Origin of the sequence: Ancylothrix sp. D3o (assembly GCF_025370775.1) — a bacterium.
Lineage (GTDB): Bacteria > Cyanobacteriota > Cyanobacteriia > Cyanobacteriales > Oscillatoriaceae > Ancylothrix.
This window is the reverse complement of record NZ_JAMXEX010000013.1, coordinates 26,256-41,848: the sequence shown is the minus strand read 5'-3', so window position 1 is coordinate 41,848 and position 15,593 is coordinate 26,256. Positions and strand designations below refer to the sequence as shown.

The window sequence follows — 15,593 nt, the reverse complement described above, 5'->3', positions numbered from 1 at the left end:
TGACATAATTTATGAAAATACCCTTAGCTTGGTTACAACTTTCCCGCGAAAAAATGCGCTTGCTGGTAGCACTTGCCGGCATTGGGTTTGCTGATTTATTGATGTTTATGCAGCTTGGATTTCGGGATGCTTTGTTTGACAGTTCGATTCGTTTGCATAAACAAATTGATGGCGATGTATTTTTAATTAGTCCGCAATCAACCGCTTTAATCGCCATGAAAAGTTTTCCAGAAAGGCGATTATTTCAAGCTTTAAGCTTTCCCCAAGTTCAATCAATAAGCCCCCTTTATTTAGATTTAACGTTGTGGAAAAACCCCACTAACCGGGCAACTCGAAGCATTTTAGTGATTGGGTTTGATCCGCTTGCGCCGATATTTGATTTACCCGGAGTCACCCAAAATATAGATAAAATTAAACTGGCTGATGTGGTGTTATTTGATGAAGCTTCACGCAAAGAATTTGGGCCGGTTCCTGAAATGTTTAAAGCCGGCCAAAACATTCAAACAGAAGTCGGAAGCCGCCGCATAACGGTCAAAGGATTATTTAATTTAGGAGCATCTTTTGGCGCTGACGGCAATCTTGTTACCAGCGAATTGAATTTTTTGCGGATTTTTACCAGAAGAAAAAAAGGCTTAATTGATGTCGGCGTAGTCAAACTTAAACCAGGATACAACGAAGAACAAGTAAAAGAAATTGTCCAAGAAATGCGGGCAAAATTGCCTCAAGATATTAAAGTCTTTTCCAAAGAAGAATTTATTAACTTTGAAAAATCTTATTGGCAAAACAGTACAGCCATTGGTTTTGTATTTACCCTTGGTACAGCAATGGGTTTTATTGTTGGGATTGTCATTGTGTATCAAGTATTGTACACCGATGTCGCCGATCACCTGGCAGAATATGCCACACTTAAAGCAATGGGATATCGAGATATCTATTTTTTTGGAGTTGTTTTACAAGAAGCAATTATCTTAGCAATTTTAGGGTATATGCCGGGGGTAGTTTTATCAATGGGCTTGTATAATTTAACCAGAAACGCCACCAGCTTACCGATGGTAATGACCTTTGCTCGCGCAACAACTGTAATGACATTAAGCATTATCATGTGTGTAATTTCCGGTGCCATAGCTTTAAGAAAACTAAGCGCCGCAGATCCCGCAGATATTTTTTAAATTCTTATTTTTTAAACTCTTATCTTTTTTAAAAAAACTTAGCGCTACGCCGGGAGAAACCATGAACAATGAACAGTTAGACCGTTGGAATGAGCCGGTGATTAACATCCAAAACCTAAACCATTATTTCGGCACCGGCCAACTACGAAAACAAGTTTTATACAACATCAACCTAGAAGTTTACCCCGGAGAAATCGTCATAATGACCGGCCCCTCTGGATCAGGAAAAACCACCTTACTCACCTTGCTAGGAGGCTTAAGATCCGCGCAAGAAGGAAGCATAAAAATAATGGGAATAGAACTGTGTGGAGCCGGTAAAAATAAATTAGTAGAAGTCAGAAGAAACACCGGCTACATTTTCCAAGCACATAACCTACTAAAATGTTTAACAGCAAAACAAAACGTCCAAATGTCCCTAGACTTGCACCCAGAAATTTTACCCCAAGAAGTCAATATTAGAGCCACACAAATGTTAGAAGCCGTCGGCTTAGGAGAACGCATCAACTATTATCCTGAAAATTTATCAGGCGGACAAAAACAAAGAGTAGCCATTGCACGAGCCTTAGTCAGTCACCCCAAATTAGTTTTAGCAGATGAACCAACCGCCGCACTCGATAGTAAATCAGGGCGAGACGTCGTAGAAATCATGCAAAAACTAGCAAAAGAACAAGGATGCACCATCTTACTTGTCACTCACGATAACCGCATTTTAGACGTAGCCGACCGCATCGTACACATGGAAGACGGATGTTTAACAAAAGATGATGCAATTATAGCCACTGCATCCCATTAAACCACTGCATTTGTACTTCCATAAACACCTCTTTAACGCTTGCCGGTTTTAGTAGAACGACCGCTTGTTTTATCGTTAGTTTTGCCCGGTTTTCCAGCCGTTTTTTCAGTTTTTCCACCCGTTAAAGAAGTGCGTCGGCCAGCAGTCAGAGAAGTTTGGGGTTTAGTTTCAGCCATTTGTTCTTGAGTAGAAGCCGGCCCACCGCGACGCTTCGTTGCAAAAGTCACATTAACACCTTCATTTGATTGCTCTAAAACCAAAAGCGGCGTAGGTTTAGCTTTTTGATCCCAATGAATATAAGCCACCCGGCCTTGAATTGTCGGTTGCCAAGTATCATTATCCTCAGTAGTGCTCAAATAAGTTTCAATGCAATCAATAATTTGACCGATAGTAACAGAAGTTGGTTGAGTGGGAATTTTAGTTAACCTAATTTGAATGCGAAACAGTACCCTTTTTTTCAGTTCCGCACCCTCGCCGGTTTCGTATTCCACATCAAAAATCTCATCAACTTGACGCGCCACCCCGCGAGTTTCTTGAGTAGGTCGCAAAGCCAAAGAAATTTTATCTTTCACTTTAACGCGAATTTGATTAACTATCGAAAAGTGGAAAGTTTCCTCAGCCATCCGCATTCTCAGATAATCAAGGTTAAACTCGCGTGAGTGTACCAAATCTGGGTTTTTTTCCATTTTGGTAATAGTGCCAACCGCCAGCTTATATTTCTTTTGAAGTTCGCGGTTTTTGAAATCTTCCATGCGGAGTTTTTTCGCCATTTGGCTGATTTTAACTTGGCTAAAAACTGCTAAACCAATCACAGCTAAAAGTAAAACGCCAGACGCTCCCATCCAAAGCACAGATCCATCTTGAGTGCTTTGTGGTTTGGCAGGAGGTTTTGGAGGGGCTTTTGCTAATAGGGGGTCAACGAGAATAATGGGGGCAGACATAGGCAATCACCGCTAAAATTGATGGTTTTTTTCTAAATTTGAAGCCAAAAGAAAAACTCTCAGGCGAGGGGGTTGTGGGTGGGGTTTAATTTCCTATTTTAATGTAACCATCGCGCTCGATAGTTGCGGGCATCAATGTAAACAAGATAGGGGTAGTTGCCATACCGGCCCAACCCACCCGACCACCAGGGCTCTAAAAACCAGTAAATTTGGTTGCCGGTGAGTCCATCGCAATAAAATTGAATGGCATCTCCGAGCCGGTGTCGATTATAGTTTTCCCCACCGGCAGCTATTTTTTCATCCGAGCAATACCAATTTATAATCTGAAAATTCCGACCAATACGATCTCTTGCAAATTGTGCTTGTTTGGCAATACGCATAATCGCCTCAACAGTGCCTTGATCAACCGGCATTTGAGTCCCTCCCCCTGTAGCATCTGCCCAAGTAAAGGAGCCATCGGCAATGATCGGCGCGTGCATTTGCAACGTTTCCGGTGTCCAGCGTTCAGACCGTTTCGGCAAAATCACCACAGGTACCGGCGGCGCTTCTCCTACGCCACGCCGCGCCACGTTCATTTGTTTGAGGTCTTCATATAACGATGAAATTGCTTGCTCTTTACCCGGAAGTTGTCGCCACATTTTTACTAAGCTGATCAAGGCTTCTCGTTGGTGATCTTCCTCGTTGTAAGCAATGCCAATTCGCCGCACAAAATCAAGTAATTCTCGGTCAAGCTGTGCCGCTGCGGCAACTAAAACTGTGCGTTCTGATTTTCCGCTTTCCAGAATTTCTGCATTAATTCCTAAACTTAATAAAGCAGCTTTGCGCGAGTCAAGTTTTCGCCAAATTCTTACGGCTTCGGTGATGGCGTTGCGGTGGTGGGTTTGTCCTGAATAAAACTGCCGAATTCGCCCCACAAATGCAATTAAAGCCGGGTCTAATGTTGTCAAATCTGCTTCGGCAGAGGTGTTTGTTTTAAGTGAGACAATCGCTGAGTTACGCGAATTTAATTGCCGCCACAGTTGTACGGCTCGCAATAAGGCTTCGCGCTGGTGGGGATAGGCGATGAAGTTATTTCTGAGTTTACTGGCAAAATGCAGCAAAGGCCGGTCGAGGTGTGATTCATCTCCGGTTGCCTCTTCTATTTTTTGGTTAGGCAAGTTAAATGCTGCTATTACTTCTGGAAGCTTTGTAACGGCTTCTGCACGAGTATCTAGCCTACTCCAAATCCGCACAGCTTCTATTAAAGCGTTTCGCTGGTTGGGGATGCCGGTGTAATACATGGAAATGCTATCTACCCATGTTAGCAATGCCGCATCAAGATAGGCGAGCGAGTCCGGGTAATTTTCGATTTCGCAGTCTTTTTTATGGTCTTCCAAATAAGCTTGAATTAAGCTTTTTTCGTCGCAGCTTTCCAGGCGAGCAGCATGGATGTCTGTAGGTTCGGGTGCGTAACCACCGGCTACAGCTTTGAGAAATTTATCACTATAATGTCCTTTTTCTGCCAGCCATAAATCTGAGGCTGTCCATCCATTTTGCAAAAGATTTTCGCTGAGGCTGCGGAGGGTATTGGCTGCATATTGGATTTGTTCGCTTAGGGTGTTAAGCTGCTCTAGGCGGATTCGGTTGGCCGGTGAGATGCCCAGGCCGGTTTGTCCGTCTTTGAGGGCCGGTTGGTTGTGTGCTTTGTAGAGTGCAGCCAAGATGGGTTTGTGAATGCCAGTACGGACGGCTTCACTGAGAAAATAATAGTTTTGCTGGTCGGGTGATTGGGCCATAACAACTCACAATATAGAAATCCATGCCTTTTGCCACTTTGCTTTCCCTCCACTGCTTTTGATAGTCCCGCAGATTCAAGGTAGGAAATTCTTTTGTCCACTGCGTCAGGCCATGTTGTGCCGTTCGCTAGTTGAATTCCGAGTCTCGCAAAACTGCAAAACCTATCACTCATCCGATGATAGCTGTCAAAAAGCCGGTGATTGTAAATATACATCCGTTAGGGAAAATCTGACTGAGATTGCCTAAAGATTTCAATATCCATGTCGATAAAAGTTTGTTCGCCCCCAAGCCTGACAACTTCCCCAACTCAAAAGCTTGTGGGCCGGCCCCTTTCCCCATCTCCAATAATTTCTGGCAACTCTGTTCTCAAAAACCTAAGCAAATCCTCGGCTCAAAATCAATATTAAATGCCGGTTTTGATGGAGTTTATAAGGTAGTACACCTAACTTTTTGATTTCGGAATTTTGATGTCAAAATATTTATTTTCCTGTTAGGGGCCGGTGTTTTAAAAACCCTAAATCATTCTGTCAATTTAGCTTATCAAAACTTAATCTTTTGAAAAATAGGCAGGCAGCCGGCCCAACTTCTGGGATTTGATCAATTAAGATTTGCTGAGGGCTAGGAATTTTTGGCAAAAAAAGGTGATAAAATCCTCAATCAGAGCTAGGGGTGTCCGCACATAGCGGGCTGAGAACAAACCCTTAAAACCTGAGTCCGGGTAATACCGGCGGAGGGAAGCTGTTTATCGAGGTAAAAAAAATATGCGTTCAGAATGGGTTGCCAAACGGCGCGGGCAAAGCAATGTTTCACAAATGCACTATGCCCGAACCGGCATCATCACCGAAGAAATGCACTATGTTGCAAAGCGGGAAAACTTGCCGGTGGAGTTAGTACGAGACGAAGTTGCACGGGGACGAATGATTATTCCCGCCAACATCAACCACACCAACTTAGAACCGATGTGCATTGGCATTGCCTCCAACTGCAAGGTTAATGCAAATATCGGCGCCTCCCCAAATTCTTCTGATATTGAGGAAGAATTGGCAAAACTTCGCCTCTCTGTTAAATATGGCGCAGATACCGTCATGGACTTGTCCACCGGCGGCGGCAACCTAGATGAAATTCGCACCGCCATTATCAACGCTTCACCGGTTCCGATTGGTACTGTACCAATTTATCAAGCCCTAGAAAGCGTACATGGGCGCATGGAAAACTTGACTCCCGATGACTTTTTGCACGTCATTGAAAAACACGCCCAGCAAGGTGTGGATTACATGACTATCCACGCCGGCATCTTAATAGAATACCTGCCCTTGGTGAAAAATCGTCTCACCGGCATTGTGTCTCGCGGCGGCGGCATTATTGCAAGATGGATGTTGCATCACCACAAGCAAAACCCGCTTTACACCCACTTTAACGACATCATCGAAATTTTTAAAAAATATGATGTCTCGTTTAGTTTAGGCGACTCTTTGCGGCCTGGTTGCACTCACGACGCCTCCGATGAAGCCCAACTTGCCGAACTGAAAACCCTCGGTAAATTAACTCGCAAAGCTTGGGAACATAACGTGCAAGTTATGGTAGAAGGGCCGGGTCATGTACCGATGGATCAAATTGAGTTTAATGTCAAAAAACAAATGGAAGAATGCTCAGAAGCACCTTTCTATGTTTTGGGGCCATTGGTAACAGATATTGCTCCCGGTTATGACCATATTACCTCTGCTATTGGTGCAGCAATGGCCGGCTGGTATGGTACCGCCATGCTTTGCTATGTAACACCAAAAGAACACCTGGGTTTACCAAATGCTGAAGATGTCCGCAATGGCTTAATTGCCTATAAAATTGCGGCCCACGCTGCTGATATTGCTCGCCACCGGCAAGGGGCAAGAGATCGCGATGATGAATTGTCTCGCGCTCGTTATAATTTTGACTGGAATCGTCAGTTTGAATTATCTCTTGATCCAGATCGCGCCCGCGAATATCACGACGAAACACTGCCGGCGGATATCTATAAAACGGCAGAATTCTGTTCGATGTGTGGCCCGAAATTCTGCCCAATGCAAACAAAAGTTGATGCGGATGCTTTGGAAGAATTAGAGAAGTTTTTGGCAAAAGAGCCGGTGTTAGGTTAAATTTGGAGGGTGGGCAAAGCCCACCTTTCTAAACCGGCCTCCTGCATATAATATTTAGAAAATAAAAATAAAATTATTTGGAAAAATCCCCTTGTCTTCAAAAACCTTGTGCTAAGGTTGAGAAAATTTGTTGAGGAGTTAAAGACAATGGGAAAATACGATAAAATCATCACAAGTAAAGAACAATACGCAGGCGAACTCAACCCAATTGAAGCCCTGATTGCTCTGGGGACTATCCAAATATTTGCAGACGGTAAACCTTCAGAAGAAGAAATCGAAATGCTCTCTGCTTATATGGAAGGTGCAGAACTTACAGATACGAAAGCAGTGGAGGCTTGCTCAGAAAAAATTTACTCTATTCTTCAAGAAAGCGGAAGTCTTGGTGGTTTGTTTAATACTGCAATTGAAGCACTGCCAGAAGATTTTGCAGAAGATGCCGTTACCCTCGCGGTACTGATGGCGGAAGCAGATGGGGAACTCGCAAAGGAAGAAGTTCAATATGTGGGCGCTTTAGGTAAGCGTTTGGGATATTCCCAGGCGGAACTTAAAGAGATTATTGAGGCAGTTTTAGAGGAAATTTATTCCGAGGAAGAAGAGGAAGAAGAGGAAGTATAAACGGCCTCTTTTTTGTTTTTATATGGGTGGCAAATTTAACCGCATGAGGATGAGGATTTTAATTCGCTGCCCTTTTTTAAATATGACAACTACCCTCGAATCAGCGCGTTTTTAGGATGGCTGAGGGATCGGAAAAACGAGTTCATAATTAATCTTAAGAAATAGAAAATATCACCGTACCAGCTATCACAGCATCCTCTGGTTTATGTCTGGGGATAGATGAAATAAAAACCAAATTTGCTAAAAATAAATATACAGAAGCCGGTTGAAAAAACATTTTTAAGTTGAGCATACCGGCCACAATAAATAAAGAATAAAACCAAATTTATGCCAATAGGAATTATTGTTCACGGCGGAGCAAAAACCATCTCAGAAGAGAAGGTAGACGCCAACAATGTCGGCTGCACGGCAGCCGTCGAGGCTGGTTGGGCCGTGCTGAAAAACGGCGGTACAGCCGCAGAAGCAGTTGAGGCTGCGATCCAGGTTTTGGAAACAGATCAGACGTTTAATGCCGGTTTTGGCTCAGTTCTCAACACCAACGGCGAAGTAGAACTAGACGCGGCGATTATGGACGGCTCTAATTTACGCTGGGGAGCGGTCGCCGCTGTTCAAGGTGTACGCCATCCGATTTCAGCAGCGAAAAAATTGATGGATAAAAGACCAACGCTGCTGGTGTCAAGAAATGCAGAAAAGTTTGCCGTAGAAAATGGCCTTGAGATGTGCAACAAAGACGATTTAGTTGCCGACGAGCTACGGGAAGAATGGGAGGAAGAAGTAGAGGTTAAAGACCGGCCTAATACTGTTGGCTGTGTAGCTTTAGATAGCAACGGCAATTTAGCGGCGGGTACCTCTACCGGCGGTACCATGAATCAGCCAGCCGGTCGTGTTGGAGATACTGCATTGGTCGGTTCTGGTTTGTTTGCAGATAATCAGCTTGGCGCTTGCTCAACGACGGGGGATGGTGAGTCAATTATCCCAGTTGTTTTGGCTAAAACTGCCATTGATTTCCTCAACGATGATAGAGATCCAGACGAAGCAGCAGAAATGGCTATTAATGTTCTAAAATCCAGAGTGAAAGGAGAGGCCGGCTGCATTCTTTTAGACCAGCAAGGACGAGTAGGCTGGGCTCATAATTCATCTGACATGGCAGTAGCTTATAAAACCTCAGACATGGAAGAAATAGCGGCCTTTACCAAGAAAAAATAACCTAACCCTGTAATTAAAATTAACGGCGATTTTTCTATGAATTCCACCTCGAACTTTAATTACTTTGAAGGAGCTTCTTTATCCGAACTCTTCGCTAAAGACATCAGCGATGGCCGGTATGGATTCATCCTCAATTACCCCGCGACTGCCAAATGGGCGGCTTATCCCAACAGAAAAAAATACTTTATTCAAGACGGAAGTAGCGAAGCCACCAAAACTTCCTTCGACAAAATTTGTCAAAAGGAACCTTGGAAAAATTTGGCAGTTTTGGGTGATAAGGTTCCGGGGATTGTGATTATAGATCCGCCCAAGTCGTTAATTAATTACTGGCAGGAATATTTGGGTTTTAGTGATGCCAGTATGGCTATGTTAGACTGCTCAACTTATCTGGAGGATCTCAGCCAAAGTGAGCAGTTTGACAAACTCATTACTTTATTTCCCTTTGATAACCTCGCACCAGAAAAGCACGCAGTTAATCCGGATAGCCACTACCATTTGCTCAGCAAAGCAAGCCTAGCGGAAATGGGGGTGCAATGCCCGAAATACTCAACCTACAATTTGCACGAAGTCAGCCTAGAAAGCATTAATTTACCTGAGCAATTCCCTTATTTAATTAAAACATCGCACGGGCTATCAGGAGAAGGCACTTATATTATTAAAAACCCCAGCGATTTAAACTACTGTTTGGAAGAAGTCAGGAAATATCTTGAGATAAAATTGCTGGATACGATCATTATTTCCGAGTTCGTGGCGGATGTTGAAAAGAATTACTGCGTGCAGTTTTATGTCAGCAAGGAGGGAGAGATAAAGTTGATTGGCACCACAGGTCAACTTGTTACAGAAGATGGCAATTATTTAGGGGGAGTGATTGACTATTCCCAAGATTTGACGCCTTTTTTTGAGATGATTGCTGCTATGGGTGAGTCTGCTAGAAAGCAGGGTTATTTCGGGGTTATTGGTTTCGATGTGCTGGAAGATAAAGATGGGCAATTTTATGTCATTGATGCCAATTTTCGCGTTAATGGTTCCACGCCTCTTTGCTTGCAGCGCCATCGGTTATTAAAAGAGGGAAAACAGGTGGCTAAGTATTCAAGTGATTATCGGATATCTGGGACGCTGGAATCGATTCTCACTACTTTGAAACCTGAACTAGAAAGCAAAGATTTTATCATTTTGTCTGCCCTAGAAAAAGCAAAGTACGGAAATATTTACACCGAAATTTACGGGATTGTTGCAGGAGAAACGATGGAGCAAATGCAGGCGACGGAAGAGAATTTACACAAGAAGGGATTGGATTGGTAATTTTTAACAAAACCGGCTGTTGTTATTTGATAACAAAGCTGTTAAGAGGTTAAGGTTTGAGCAACCACAGCCTCGAAAACCGGCAGCCGATTTACACAGGGTGTTTTTTTGCGAGGTAAATAATATTGCTAATCGGGAGAGGATTTTAAGAATGCAATAAATTCAAGGTTGGTTTTCTTTTGGGGCTTATTCTTATGTGCCGGTGGGGGCAACAATGGCGCCTAGAGAGGCTTTGGCAAAGCCGGTGAGTAACCGGTTATTTTTTGCTGGAGAGGCAACTTCTAGCGATTATCCGGCAACGGTTCATGGTGCTTTTTTGCCGAGGTGGCGGGAAGCAAAAAATATTAAAGCTTTGTTGGGGTAATTGAGAAAGCCGGTTTTTTAAATAAACCGGCCTAAAAAAATTACGCTAAAGTTTTGAGGTGATTTTGAAGGTCGGTTATGGTGAAAACAGCCTCGAATTTTAAACCAACGGATTGATAAAATTCAGCACCGCCTTGTTGCCGGTCGATGAGGGAAATAACTTGATCGGCAGTGTAACCGGCATCGCGCAAACGTTCAACGGCTTTCATGGCAGATGCGCCGGTGGTGACGACATCTTCGAGGACTACAACTTTTGCACCGGCAGGCAAAACCGGCCCTTCAATATAAGCTTGGGTACCGTGTCCTTTGGCTTCTTTGCGGATAATTAAAGCGGGGATAGGCCGGTTTTCATAGGCCGAAACCACACTTACCGCCGTTACCACAGGATCGGCGCCCAAGGTTAAACCGGCCACAGCTTCGGTATCTTGGGGAAGCATGGATAAAATTAAGCGTCCGGTGGCTAAAGCACCTTGGGGATGGAGTGTTACCAGTTTGCCGTTGATGTAGTAGGAACTGCGCTGGCCAGAAGAAAGCAGGAAATCGCCTTCGCGGTAAGCGAGTTTGCAAAATAAATCCAAGAGTTGCCGGCGCAGCGTTGTTAGGTCGGCACTAGCCACGCAAAGATCGTTCATTAATTGGGTACACAATATTAAGACTTTTGTTATTGTGCCACGATAGGCTGAGCTAAGATAGAGGGAAAATTTGAGGAGTTTTTTATGGGCCGGCCTTTTAAATGCTTAATCGGGGTTTTGAGTTTATGTGTTGTAGTGAATGCTGCTGGAATGAGCAAGCCGGCAGTAGCTCAAGACGCGGCTCAATCGGGGAGACTAGCCGAAGAATTCAACCAAGCTTTTTATGACAATGCTAAACCTTTTTGGCAAAATCGTTCACCTTGGGGGCAAATTAAATTTATTTTGGGCCCTGGGGTAATTTTCCGCAATTCGTTTACAGAAAATGAAATTATGCGGGATGGTAGAGCGATTCATAATCTTTATGTTGATGCTATGAATCAGCAAGTGTCGAGCGATCCGGTGATTCGGACTCCTGATTTACCGAATCCTTATAATACTTCAATTTTCTCACAACCGGGTTTTTCTGGCGGTGGCAGTCCGTTGGGAACACAGTTAAATTTTGGGATTCCAATGGTGCCTTAAGATTTGTTGAAATAAAGCCGGCGCTTTATTGAGGAGTGCCGGGGTTTTTTATAAATTTGACAATGTAATGAGGGCAAAAAGAGAAAAACCTGTTGAGGTCAAATGCTTGCAATGTGGCGTACTTTTTTTAAAAAAAATTAGCGAAATTCAAAAAAGCCCTAATCATTTTTGTTCGCGGAGTTGTGCCACTTCTTTTCACAATCGGATGTCGGCCAAGAGAGAAATATCGGGAAAATGCCAGCAATGCGGTGTTTCTATCCATCGCAAATATGTTTACTGTGCTGAATGTCGCCAAGCCAGAGAATTTGGAAATAGAACACTCTCCGACGTAATTTGCAAGACTAACAAAGCCAGTAAATATTGTCGAGTCAGAGAACACGCCCGGAAATTATATCAAAACATCGGAACTTGTGAAGTATGCGGTTACAATAAGCACGTTGAAATTTGCCACATTCAAGCACTCAAAGACTTTGATGTGAGCGCTCTGGTGGGGGAGGTTAATCACAGAAGCAATATAGCAGTGCTTTGTCCAAACTGCCATTGGGAGTTAGATAACGGTTTATTGAATTTGTAAAATCGGCAGTGCAGGAGTTGAACCTGCCTATAACGAATTATGAGCTCGCCGCCTAAACCGCTCGGCCAACTGCCGCTGTTTAACTATAACAGTTATTTTTGCTATGAGATAAGCATAGCAGAACTCACCGGCCTTTGACAAGTGCTGTCGAGCGAAAAAATATCCCGACTTGGCCGTTTGCCTTTAGAATTTATAATGAAAGTTAATTTTTGTACAACTGCTGTTTTTGTTTGGTGATCCCATTAAAACCATGAAGTTGAATCCAACTGTGGCGCTTACTTTTGTTCTGCTGATTTTGATGTTTGGTGCCGGTATGGTGAGCGGCAATTGGGGCTATGCTTTGGGGCGTGAAGCGCTTAAAGGCATTACCCAACCTGATGTTCGCCCCACCAATAATATTGGCAGCCGCAAAGGCACTCCAAGCGGTCGAGAAGAAATGGTGATTCTCAAAGAAGCGGATATTCTCAAAAAAGTTGACGCCATCACCAGCGGCAAAGGAGCCAAACCCGAAAAAAATGAGCAAAAGTCAGAGGGAAAAGAAACACCCAAATCAAAAGAGGGCAACGAATCTGCTCAAGAAAACGAAGGCAATTTTCCTTTAACGGCTCAACAAGGTGGCATTACGCTGTCGGTGGCGGAGGTGAAATCTTCTGATGATTCAGTGACGCTGAATCTCAGCCTTAAAAATGAAAGCAGTTCATCGGTTCGCTTTTTGTATTCGTTGCTGGAAGTGAAAGATGAGCAAGGTCAAGTTTTAAATGCAACTACTGAAGGATTACCCGGAGAATTGCCGGCTAATGGGGAAGCGTTTTCTGGCACTGTAAAGATACCAAGCTCTTTAGTACAAAAAGCTAAAAAACTTTCTCTTAAACTCACCGATTATCCAGCCCAACAGTTACAACTCGAAGTTGCTGCCATTCCCATTGGCGACGGCTAAGTTCTTGCAAAAGATGGCAAAATATTGAGGCCAGCATTGCTTGGAGTTTGCTAAAACAAACATCAGGCGATCAAGAAAAACGGTATAAAATCAGTGCGTCGTATAAAGGGTTTTTGTCTTCATTGGATGCTTGCCTCTGCTTTTTTAATAGTAGGGGCAAATGCTTGTTTTGGCAGTTCGGCAACGCCTGGGGATTTTACCGGCACGGATATTTTGCTACGTTTGGTTTCGGTGTTGGTTTTAATTGCCATCAATGCGTTTTTTGTAACGGCGGAATTTTCGATAGTTTCGGTTAGGCGTTCTCGGATTAACCAATTGGCAGATGCCGGCGATCCCTTAGCAAAAACGGTTCAAGATTTACAGCGCAACATTGACCGGCTTCTTTCAACGACCCAATTAGGCATCACTCTTTCAAGTTTGGCCCTGGGTTGGGTGGGCGAAAATACAATGGCGATTGTTGTCACCCGTGTGATTGTTCAACTCCCATTTTCGCGTTCGGCGACAGAAACCTTAGCGCATTCGTTGGCAATTCCCCTGGCTTTTTTATTGGTTGCTTATTTACAAATTGTCTTGGGAGAACTTTGCCCAAAATCGGTAGCTTTGTTATATTCTGAACAACTTGCTAAATTTTTAGGGACGCCGAGTTTAGCTATTGCTCGGTTTTTTAATCCGTTTATTTGGATTCTCAATCAATCAACGCGCTTGTTGTTAAGTTCTGTGGGAATTCGCCCCACCGGCACTGGTTGGTATCATCAAATAACCTCGGAAGAATTACAGCTTATGATTGCCGGTGAGGGGATGTCCATAGGTTTAAAAGCCGAAGAAAGAGAGCTTTTAAATAACATTTTTGAATTTGGTAATATTGCGGCATCGGAAGTGATGATTCCGCGCATTAGTGTTACGGCGCTTCCTTTGGATGGTACGTTTAGAGATTTACTTACGGAAGTTGTCACCACCGGCCATTCTCGTTATCCGGTGATGGGAGATTCTTTAGATGATATTCGCGGGGTGATTGATTTTAAAGAACTGGCTGAACCTTTGGGCTCCGGTGTTTTAACGCTCGATACGCAAATTTTGCGCTGGATTAAACCGGCACGTTTTGTACCAGAATCAACACCTCTGCGCGAATTATTGCAACTCATGCAGCGCTCTCACGCTTATGTTGTGATTGTGGTGGATGAATATGGGGGGACTGTTGGGTTAGTGACAATTAATGATATTCTTGCCAAAATTATTGGCGAACGAATTGAAGTAGATCCGACTCTAAAATCGAGCATCCAAATATTAGATGAACGCACATTTTTGGTACAAGCGCAACTGGAATTAGAAAGAGTTAATGAGCAATTAAAGCTCAATTTACCCCTCAGCAATTACTATCAAACTTTGGGAGGTTTCCTGATTGACCAAATGGAAAAAATTCCCAATGTTGGCGAAATTTATGTTTATAACAATCTCGAATTTACGGTAATTTCCGCTAGAGGGGCCCGGTTAAACCAAATACAAATTCAACGCTTAGGGGAGAAGTAAAAAGGGGTTGGGGATAGTAGCGGCGTGAGGGGGCTGGTACCAAAGAGTGGCACTGCCCCTACACATGAAAATATGCTGTTTTCCTGGTGTCTGACTATTGCCACTTTTAAATTCATCTCCGTGTCCAACGTGGGCAAAAACCGTTGCCGGTGTTAATAGCATCAAACTCAATAGCCAAAAATAAATCGGCTGACAAAAACCGGGTGGTTGAGAACGATAAAAATTAGCCATTGTTGACACTATCCTTTAGTAACAAAGAAGAAGCGGCGGCGGTTCGTGAGGAGGATAACGACTTTAGAAACCCATATCTAACAATAAGTTGTTAAATTATTGTTTATACCAGGTTTGTCGCCATTGTTTCATCTGATCAATTTCTGCCTTTTGTGATGAAATAATCTCGTCAGCCAATTGGCGCATTTCGGGACGTTTCGACTTATTTAAAACATCTTGCGCCATTATAAGAGCACCTTCATGGTGAGGAATCATGGCATTAATAAAACGCAAATCAAACTCAGAATCTGCTGCGCCTAAATTCATCTGCATCATCATCTTATTGTGAATATCATCAGACATCGGCATAGTATGGCCGGTATGATTGTCGTGCATCATGGCTTGGCTGTTGGCTTGGGGATACCATTGTTTGCGCCATTGCTGCATTTGTTGAATTTCTTTTTCTTGGGCTGTGATGATATCAGCAGCAAGTTTTTTCATTTCCGGGCGCGTGGAATTTTTTTGTAGTTGATTTGCCATTTCTACGGCGCCTTGATGGTGGGGAATCATCGCATCAATAAAGCGCAAATCATAGTTATCATCTGCTGGGCCTAAATTCATCATTTCCATGTTATGAGCATTATTCTGCTCGGCTTTTTGGGCAACCACAGGAGCAGAAGCAGGAGAATTTTTGGCGGAGTTTTGTTGAGATGAAACTGTGGAATTTTTTTGAGAATCTTGGGAACAGGAGCTTAGAGATAGGCCGGTTAGTGAAGCCAAAGCAAGCAAACTAAAGGTTAAGAAGCTGGTTTTTAAAGGATTGTGTCGCATAAGTTTTAGCTGCTCCATGAGATGAATAGGGTTATTTTGGGAGTCCAGAAACCTGTTTTTTAT

Annotated in this window: 16 protein-coding genes, 1 tRNA gene and 1 riboswitch; of the genes, 11 read left to right on the top strand and 6 right to left on the bottom strand. The window is 43.4% G+C overall.

Features of this window, described 5'->3' with window-relative positions:
* Positions 1-11: 11 nt before the first annotated feature.
* Positions 12-1,169 carry an ABC transporter permease DevC gene (gene devC, locus NG798_RS19470; RefSeq protein ID WP_261225367.1) on the top strand — a complete coding sequence of 386 codons (1,158 nt, stop codon included), beginning with the start codon at positions 12-14 and terminating at the stop codon, positions 1,167-1,169.
* A gap of 61 nt (positions 1,170-1,230) precedes the next feature.
* Positions 1,231-1,962, top strand: a complete 732-nt coding sequence (locus NG798_RS19465; RefSeq protein ID WP_261225366.1) for a DevA family ABC transporter ATP-binding protein — start codon at positions 1,231-1,233, stop codon at positions 1,960-1,962.
* A gap of 32 nt (positions 1,963-1,994) precedes the next feature.
* Here the strand turns inward: NG798_RS19465 and NG798_RS19460 are convergent, their stop codons facing one another.
* Together NG798_RS19460 and NG798_RS19455 are read right to left on the bottom strand one after the other, a co-directional pair.
* A complete protein-coding gene (locus NG798_RS19460; protein WP_261225365.1) occupies positions 1,995-2,903 on the bottom strand; it encodes a hypothetical protein in 909 nt (302 codons plus the stop codon).
* A 98-nt stretch (positions 2,904-3,001) separates the two neighbouring features.
* The gene (locus NG798_RS19455; protein ID WP_261225364.1) at positions 3,002-4,678 is read right to left on the bottom strand and encodes a peptidase M15A; all 1,677 of its coding nucleotides are present in this window, start codon (positions 4,676-4,678) and stop codon (positions 3,002-3,004) included.
* 656 nt (positions 4,679-5,334) lie between these two features.
* Positions 5,335-5,432: riboswitch (TPP riboswitch) on the top strand.
* Positions 5,433-5,440: 8 nt separating this feature from the next.
* Between NG798_RS19455 and thiC the strand changes: the two genes are divergently transcribed.
* The 5 genes from thiC (at position 5,441) to NG798_RS19430 (ending at position 10,298) form a co-directional block, all read left to right on the top strand.
* Positions 5,441-6,811: a phosphomethylpyrimidine synthase gene (gene thiC, locus NG798_RS19450; RefSeq protein WP_261225363.1), complete on the top strand. Its 1,371-nt coding sequence runs from the start codon at positions 5,441-5,443 to the stop codon at positions 6,809-6,811.
* A 147-nt stretch (positions 6,812-6,958) separates the two neighbouring features.
* The gene (locus NG798_RS19445) at positions 6,959-7,426 is read left to right on the top strand and encodes a tellurite resistance TerB family protein (protein WP_261225362.1); all 468 of its coding nucleotides are present in this window, start codon (positions 6,959-6,961) and stop codon (positions 7,424-7,426) included.
* Positions 7,427-7,753: 327 nt separating this feature from the next.
* On the top strand, positions 7,754-8,632 hold the full coding sequence (locus NG798_RS19440; RefSeq protein ID WP_261225361.1) for an isoaspartyl peptidase/L-asparaginase family protein: 879 nt from the start codon (positions 7,754-7,756) through the stop codon (positions 8,630-8,632).
* Positions 8,633-8,668: 36 nt separating this feature from the next.
* Positions 8,669-9,934, top strand: a complete 1,266-nt coding sequence (locus NG798_RS19435) for an ATP-grasp domain-containing protein (RefSeq protein ID WP_261225360.1) — start codon at positions 8,669-8,671, stop codon at positions 9,932-9,934.
* Positions 9,935-10,094: 160 nt separating this feature from the next.
* Positions 10,095-10,298 carry an FAD-dependent oxidoreductase gene (locus NG798_RS19430; protein WP_261225486.1) on the top strand — a complete coding sequence of 68 codons (204 nt, stop codon included), beginning with the start codon at positions 10,095-10,097 and terminating at the stop codon, positions 10,296-10,298.
* 40 nt (positions 10,299-10,338) lie between these two features.
* Here the strand turns inward: NG798_RS19430 and pyrE are convergent, their stop codons facing one another.
* The gene (pyrE, locus tag NG798_RS19425) at positions 10,339-10,929 is read right to left on the bottom strand and encodes an orotate phosphoribosyltransferase (RefSeq protein ID WP_261225359.1); all 591 of its coding nucleotides are present in this window, start codon (positions 10,927-10,929) and stop codon (positions 10,339-10,341) included.
* An 84-nt stretch (positions 10,930-11,013) separates the two neighbouring features.
* Here pyrE and NG798_RS19420 point away from each other — a divergent pair, with 84 nt between their 5' ends.
* Complete coding sequence (locus NG798_RS19420) at positions 11,014-11,451, top strand: hypothetical protein (RefSeq protein WP_261225358.1); 438 nt, start codon at positions 11,014-11,016, stop codon at positions 11,449-11,451.
* 205 nt (positions 11,452-11,656) lie between these two features.
* A complete protein-coding gene (locus tag NG798_RS19415; protein ID WP_261225357.1) occupies positions 11,657-12,025 on the top strand; it encodes an HNH endonuclease signature motif containing protein in 369 nt (122 codons plus the stop codon).
* Positions 12,026-12,027: 2 nt separating this feature from the next.
* On the opposite strand, the gene NG798_RS19410 is transcribed toward NG798_RS19415, so the two are convergent.
* Positions 12,028-12,100: transfer RNA gene (locus NG798_RS19410), tRNA-Ile, on the bottom strand.
* A 175-nt stretch (positions 12,101-12,275) separates the two neighbouring features.
* Here NG798_RS19410 and NG798_RS19405 point away from each other — a divergent pair.
* Entirely contained in the window at positions 12,276-12,962 is a 687-nt protein-coding gene (locus NG798_RS19405) for a hypothetical protein (RefSeq protein WP_261225356.1), read from the top strand.
* Between the two features lie 126 nt (positions 12,963-13,088).
* A complete protein-coding gene (locus tag NG798_RS19400; RefSeq protein ID WP_261225355.1) occupies positions 13,089-14,489 on the top strand; it encodes a hemolysin family protein in 1,401 nt (466 codons plus the stop codon).
* Here the strand turns inward: NG798_RS19400 and NG798_RS19395 are convergent.
* Both NG798_RS19395 and NG798_RS19390 read right to left on the bottom strand, forming a co-directional pair.
* Complete coding sequence (locus NG798_RS19395; RefSeq protein WP_261225354.1) at positions 14,475-14,720, bottom strand: hypothetical protein; 246 nt, start codon at positions 14,718-14,720, stop codon at positions 14,475-14,477. The genes NG798_RS19400 and NG798_RS19395 overlap by 15 nt on opposite strands.
* Before the next feature lie 96 nt (positions 14,721-14,816).
* Positions 14,817-15,530: a DUF305 domain-containing protein gene (locus NG798_RS19390; protein WP_261225353.1), complete on the bottom strand. Its 714-nt coding sequence runs from the start codon at positions 15,528-15,530 to the stop codon at positions 14,817-14,819.
* Positions 15,531-15,593: the final 63 nt, after the last annotated feature.

Excerpts from the sequence above, each read along its gene's own strand:
- devC (WP_261225367.1), top strand. The coding sequence starts at position 12 with ATGAAAATACCCTTAGCTTGGTTACAACTTTCCCGCGAAAAAATGCGC.
- NG798_RS19465 (WP_261225366.1), top strand. The coding sequence starts at position 1,231 with ATGAACAATGAACAGTTAGACCGTTGGAATGAGCCGGTGATTAACATC.
- NG798_RS19455 (WP_261225364.1), bottom strand. The coding sequence starts at position 4,678 with ATGGCCCAATCACCCGACCAGCAAAACTATTATTTTCTCAGTGAAGCC.
- NG798_RS19395 (WP_261225354.1), bottom strand. The coding sequence starts at position 14,720 with ATGGCTAATTTTTATCGTTCTCAACCACCCGGTTTTTGTCAGCCGATT.
- NG798_RS19390 (WP_261225353.1), bottom strand. The coding sequence starts at position 15,530 with ATGCGACACAATCCTTTAAAAACCAGCTTCTTAACCTTTAGTTTGCTT.
- NG798_RS19435 (WP_261225360.1), top strand. The coding sequence starts at position 8,669 with ATGAATTCCACCTCGAACTTTAATTACTTTGAAGGAGCTTCTTTATCC.
- NG798_RS19460 (WP_261225365.1), bottom strand. The coding sequence starts at position 2,903 with ATGTCTGCCCCCATTATTCTCGTTGACCCCCTATTAGCAAAAGCCCCT.
- NG798_RS19415 (WP_261225357.1), top strand. The coding sequence starts at position 11,657 with ATGTCGGCCAAGAGAGAAATATCGGGAAAATGCCAGCAATGCGGTGTT.
- NG798_RS19445 (WP_261225362.1), top strand. The coding sequence starts at position 6,959 with ATGGGAAAATACGATAAAATCATCACAAGTAAAGAACAATACGCAGGC.
- pyrE (WP_261225359.1), bottom strand. The coding sequence starts at position 10,929 with ATGAACGATCTTTGCGTGGCTAGTGCCGACCTAACAACGCTGCGCCGG.
- NG798_RS19440 (WP_261225361.1), top strand. The coding sequence starts at position 7,754 with ATGCCAATAGGAATTATTGTTCACGGCGGAGCAAAAACCATCTCAGAA.
- NG798_RS19420 (WP_261225358.1), top strand. The coding sequence starts at position 11,014 with ATGGGCCGGCCTTTTAAATGCTTAATCGGGGTTTTGAGTTTATGTGTT.
- NG798_RS19400 (WP_261225355.1), top strand. The coding sequence starts at position 13,089 with ATGCTTGCCTCTGCTTTTTTAATAGTAGGGGCAAATGCTTGTTTTGGC.
- NG798_RS19405 (WP_261225356.1), top strand. The coding sequence starts at position 12,276 with ATGAAGTTGAATCCAACTGTGGCGCTTACTTTTGTTCTGCTGATTTTG.
- thiC (WP_261225363.1), top strand. The coding sequence starts at position 5,441 with ATGCGTTCAGAATGGGTTGCCAAACGGCGCGGGCAAAGCAATGTTTCA.